This is a genomic window from Algibacter sp. L4_22 (assembly GCF_023473045.1).
GTDB lineage: Bacteria > Bacteroidota > Bacteroidia > Flavobacteriales > Flavobacteriaceae > Algibacter.
The window spans coordinates 1-5,355 of record NZ_JAMCOK010000015.1 but is presented as its reverse complement, the minus strand read 5'-3'; the positions used below and the strand labels follow the sequence as shown (position 1 = coordinate 5,355).

General features: G+C 29.5%; 7 protein-coding genes. 5 read left to right on the top strand and 2 right to left on the bottom strand.

The genetic code is table 11. From position 1 onward, the window contains the following. Positions 1-302 precede the first annotated feature (302 nt). Complete coding sequence (locus M4I23_RS19155) at positions 303-842, top strand: YgcG family protein (RefSeq protein WP_249755464.1); 540 nt, start codon at positions 303-305, stop codon at positions 840-842. 317 nt (positions 843-1,159) lie between these two features. Here M4I23_RS19155 and M4I23_RS19150 read toward each other — a convergent pair whose 3' ends face one another. Both M4I23_RS19150 and M4I23_RS19145 read right to left on the bottom strand, forming a co-directional pair. Next, positions 1,160-1,360 carry a hypothetical protein gene (locus M4I23_RS19150; protein ID WP_249755463.1) on the bottom strand — a complete coding sequence of 67 codons (201 nt, stop codon included), beginning with the start codon at positions 1,358-1,360 and terminating at the stop codon, positions 1,160-1,162. Between the two features lie 281 nt (positions 1,361-1,641). Next, positions 1,642-2,103, bottom strand: coding sequence for a hypothetical protein (locus M4I23_RS19145; RefSeq protein ID WP_249755462.1), 462 nt, complete (start codon positions 2,101-2,103; stop codon positions 1,642-1,644). Positions 2,104-2,340: 237 nt separating this feature from the next. On the opposite strand from M4I23_RS19145, the gene M4I23_RS19140 reads away from it, so the two are divergent. The 4 genes from M4I23_RS19140 (at position 2,341) to M4I23_RS19125 (ending at position 5,105) form a co-directional block, all read left to right on the top strand. After that, positions 2,341-2,871 (top strand): hypothetical protein, encoded by a 531-nt coding sequence (locus tag M4I23_RS19140; RefSeq protein ID WP_249755461.1) that lies wholly within the window; start codon positions 2,341-2,343, stop codon positions 2,869-2,871. A gap of 205 nt (positions 2,872-3,076) precedes the next feature. Continuing rightward, positions 3,077-3,535: a hypothetical protein gene (locus M4I23_RS19135; RefSeq protein ID WP_249755460.1), complete on the top strand. Its 459-nt coding sequence runs from the start codon at positions 3,077-3,079 to the stop codon at positions 3,533-3,535. Positions 3,536-3,781: 246 nt separating this feature from the next. Further along, a complete protein-coding gene (locus M4I23_RS19130; protein ID WP_249755459.1) occupies positions 3,782-4,255 on the top strand; it encodes a hypothetical protein in 474 nt (157 codons plus the stop codon). 157 nt (positions 4,256-4,412) lie between these two features. Continuing rightward, on the top strand, positions 4,413-5,105 hold the full coding sequence (locus M4I23_RS19125; protein WP_249755458.1) for a hypothetical protein: 693 nt from the start codon (positions 4,413-4,415) through the stop codon (positions 5,103-5,105). Positions 5,106-5,355: the final 250 nt, after the last annotated feature.

Below are 5,355 nucleotides of genomic sequence, written 5' to 3'. Positions count from 1 at the left end.
AACGACTGATTTTACTCATGCTCAAAACATCTGACTTTTGACAAACGAAACGCAAAGTTTACGCGCGACTGACTTTATTAATGCTTAAAAAACTCCGACTTTTCTAAATGCAAACACATATCTGTCGTAAAATAAGCCCGACAAAAAAAACACGCATGCCAACATTGTATAAAAATAATGCTTAGTTTAGTACTCTATCAAGAGTAAATGCGCGTTTGGTTGCTTATGATTTTCCTGCGGAAAATCCACGCACACAAACAACGCACTATTCTTATACGTAAACGTTGCCAACAATACGAAAAATGAAAATCGGAACTAAAATATTAATCCTTTTCTTGACTTTAAATTTTCTTTCCTGTAAAGGAATTGCTCAAGAAACGGCAACTGAAAAACTAACAACTGAAATTGATTTTTCGGACACGGAAAAAAATTCTATTCCAAAACCAATTGGAATTATAAATGACTACGGACAAATTTTTACGGAATCACAACTAACTGAATTATCGAAAATTCTTTATGATTACGATATTGAAACGACAAGACAAATTGTGGTGGTTACAGTTGACAGCATAAAACCGTATAACAATATCCAAAAATTCGCAACGGATTTAGGACAAACTTGGAGAGTTGGAACAGTCGAAAAAAATAACGGATTGACAATAGTTGTGTGTAATCCTTGCAGACAAATCGGAATTGCAACAGGAACTGGAACCGAATTGATTTTGACAGATGAAATTTGTAAAAAAGTAATTGAAGAAAAAATTATACCTGAATTTAAAAACGGAGAATTTTATAGCGGAATTAAAAAAGGTGTGATAGAATTAATAGAAAAGTGGAAATAAATACTGTTGGCAACACCGTATAAAAATAATTGCGGTTTTGTGCTTAATCAAAGGCAATTACGGGTTTGCCTGCATCTGATTTTCCTTCGGAAAATCCTCGCATACAAACCCGCAACTATCCTTATACATAAACGTTACCCACAATAAAAAGAAAAAAAGAGTAACAAAAATAGTATAAAGAGTTGTTCAAAAACAAAAAAGAACAATGACTACCAAAGAAATCACTCACGAAGTAAGAGTAGAAAAAATATTAGAGTTACTAGAAGGACTTAGTTATCGCAGAATAGATGCCACAATACAAGAAGTATTCCGAACAATTAAAGAGGATTATACTCTGAACCGTGTGGTGGATTAAGAACCGATATAATAGATTTTAAATCAACAATACCTTTATTTACAATCACCTCTTCACCACTTGACATAAATATAGATAAGCTAACACCCTCATCTTTAAAAGATACAATTTGATTTACATTATAGAAATTAGATTTTGAACAAAAGAATATTGGTTTTGACATGATAAGTTTATTTTCTACTAATCTACTAAATTACATCGGAATCTCACTCAATTGGAATAAAATAAATAAAAAATCTGACTGACCAAAGCACAACGCAACTGTTACGTATGACTGACAAGCAATACGTGAATTAATAACTGTGCGGAATATAACGCACGAAATAATAATAATAATAATAATAATAATAATAAATGACAACTGACATATGGTTAATTATACTACTAACATTTATATTTTATGTGCTAGGAGTAATATCAGGTTTTGACCTTAGAGACAAGTGGTTAAAGTAACTTACCTATTATAAAAGTCAGTATTGCAATGATGTATGGTGTTAGTACTTTCAAAAAGTTCATACCATTATCATAGTTTTGTTGTTTCTTAGCTAATTCTACATCTCGTTTTTCCTTTATGTAATCATCTTCAAAACCGTGTAGTATTTTAAGTATTCCTTTGAAAGACAGAGTGATATTATTTTTATTAATATGGATTAAATCTTCATTTTTCAAGAAGTATAAAATAGAATTAAAAAGAGATTGTTTACCTTCAACTTCTTTACTTGCATCAAAATCTTCCAAAAAGAATTTTTCCAAATCGTTAGAGTAGATTTTTTCATAAGGAACGTCTGAATTAATACTTTCAAAAAGTTCTTTATCTGAACAGGTATAAGACTTATAAGGTAAATCCAAATTATTGAGAACAGAATCAACTAATTTTAAATAAGTGGTATGGTTAAGTTTAATCATAATGAAAATACAATTTGACCGAATTTAGGAAAAAAGAATTAACTTACAATCTGAAACAAGAAATTACTGTGGGTAACACAGTATATAAACAATGGCTTAGATAAGTGTCAATTTAGAAAAGTCGGCGCATAATAAAAAATAAAAGAGTATTAGTAAAGAACAGTAAAACCACACACCACTGTTTATATACATAAACGTTGTGCGTAATATGACAAAACTCACGAAATCAATTAAATATTGGAAAAAGAATTAGAATTTTACAGTTTATTTTCAGCTCAAAAAAATAAAGAAGCTGTACTAAAATCAAACTTCTCATCTGACTTCTTTGATGTCTTTAGCGACAATGTCAATTTTGAAATCCCTGTTAAAACTAAAATTGTTTTAGGAAAAACTATGTATGACAAAATTGATTTTAACGACGGAATTAACTTTGTTATATCTGACCAGTTTTTAAAAATTTTAACGGAAAACAAACTTACTGGATGGAAAACCTATCCTGTAGAAATAAAAAATACGGATAAAAAATATTATGGATTTCAAATAATTGGAAAATCTGGACCTTTAAAGGAAAAGAAAGAACAAGGATTTCACATTGGCTATGAGTTTGAGAAATCAAGTTGGGACGGAACTGACTTTTTCTCACCGAAAAATACTCATTTAAGATTTTTGAGTGAAAAAGCGAAAGAAGTTTTAAATTGTGAAAAAATAACTAACATTAAAATTGAAAATATTAAAAAAATAGAAAATTACTCTTTTGGAGAAGAATAAATACTACGCACAACACCGTATAAAAATAATTGCGGTTTAGTACTTAATCAAAGGTAATTGCGTGTTTGCCTGCATCTGATTTTCCTTCGGAAAATCCTCGCATACAAACCCGCAACTATTCTTATACATAAACGTTGTGCGTCATTTGAAAATTGACTCCCGAAAATCTATGAATTTCAATAAAACTATAAGGAAATAGGAATTAATGAAGAATAAAAAAGCGAAAATTGGTTGCGGAATAATTATTCTTTTATTTTTCTGCGGAATATTTTACCTGTGGAATATTATTACTTGGGAAGGAAATAGAGATTTAGGAAATTTATCAAACTCTTGTAATGAAAAGTATGAAATAAATATCACTCATTATTCTGAATTTGAACCTAATCAATCACTTCGATTTAACATACTAAAAGATAACAAAAAAATAGAGAAATTTGGAAAAACGTTTGCAGCTACAAATAATATGGACGAAAGTTTAGAAAGTTTTGAAATTCATTGTTTTGACAATATTTTATATGTGACTTGGAAAAATGAACATAAACCATTAATTATGTTTGACGTAAAAAATGAACATTTATATCCTGAAAACAGAAAGAATATTAATTATAAAAACGAATTATTTGAGAGAATAATTGAAGGAAATCCAAAATTAAAAATTGACTAAATAAAAAAACGAACGCACAACACAGTATAAAAATAATTGCTATTTTAGGCTCAATCAAAGGTCGTTGCACTTTTGTTACGTCTGAATTTCCTGCGGAAATTCCTCGCACACAAAACCGCACTATTCTTATACATAAACGTTGTGCGTCATTTAAGAGGCACGTTAACTAATCGAAAAACATTGTTCACTCATTGAGATTTTTATGAAATGCAGAATTGAAATATTTTTGAAAATAAAACAAGAAAAATGAGAATATTTCTACTTCTATTCATTCTGACTTTTACTTTCGGTTGTGCAACTCGGAATATAAAATACGACCGAAATAAAATTTTAAAAAAATATTCAGCGGAATATAAAATGTTTGTGGATAATGAGAAAACCGATTTGGAAACTGTATTTCTTGACAAAGATAATATTGAAAATATCCGAATTGACAAGCGAACGAAAGAATTGAAAATCACTCAACTAAAACGAGCTGAATTGTTTCATATGGATAAACTGAATTTGGACAGCTTATCTGCTGGACAAAGAGGTTGGAATAAAAAGAAAATCGAATTAATAGTAATTGACGGAATTCCAATAACAGATAGTTTATTAGAAAAAACAAAAATTGACCCAAATGCAATTAAATCATTTAATATTTTAACGCAAGAAATGATGCAAAAGACGAATTTATGCCGAGCGTATAATGGAAGTGTAATATTAATAACGACAAAATAAAAAACGAACGCACAACACCGTGTATAATTAATTGCTTTGTTCTTCTCTACTTGCGAATATTCCTGCGGAATATTCACAGGTTCGTAAAAGTTTGCTAACTTAGTTGCTGAACCACGCAACTAACCATACACAAACACGTTGTGCACAATTTTAGAAAATGGCGAAATATTTAAGAGACATAAGCATTCATATTGAGTTTTCTCAAGAATTACCTATAGGATTTACTCAAAAAGATTTCAATCTGACAACACATACTGTTCAGAACATTTTTTGGTATCAAATTCCGAAAAAATTTGAATTCGACGGAATTTCAAAACTAAATATTCAAATTACTTCTAAAATACCTAAATCTAATTATAGAAACTCAACTGATGGAATTTCAGAATATACTTTTGGCGGATTTGACTTTGAAAATTACTTTCATAAAAACATAACTGAAAGGAATATAACAATTATAAAAGTTTTGGAAACTGCTATTTCTGATATTTTAAAAGCGGATAAACAGAAAGCAAGTGAATTACTTAAAATAACGAAATCAATTTCAGCGAATGAATTTAAATACCAAACTGAAAGTAAAAAATTATCGAAATGGAATAAAAAACGGAGTTTACGAGCTTCTATCGCTTATGTTGTTGACGAAAATGGACAAAATGCATTTGTGAAAATCATTGATAAAAATGGAATTGAGGTATTGAATAAGCATTTGATTAAGAATACCGTTTACGAGTATTACAATAATCTCTTTAAAACAAATTGGACTGAAGACAAATTTCAAATAATAAAAAGAGACGGAAAAATATTTAAAGAAATAAATGTAAAAAAAACTGTGCACAACACCGTGTATAATTAATTGCTGCATAGAGCTTACTTGTGAATATTCCTTCGGAATATTCACAGGTTCGTAAATGTTTGCTAACTTAGTTGCTTAACCACGCAACTAACCATACACAACAACGTTGGCATTCATGTCTCACTCATCTCGAAAAAATATATAAACGAGCTTAAAAGTGGTTAAAAAAACTCACTCAACCGACTTCTGACCATTCAAAACGCAACTGTTGCGAACGACTGATTTTACTCATGCTCAAAACATCTGACTT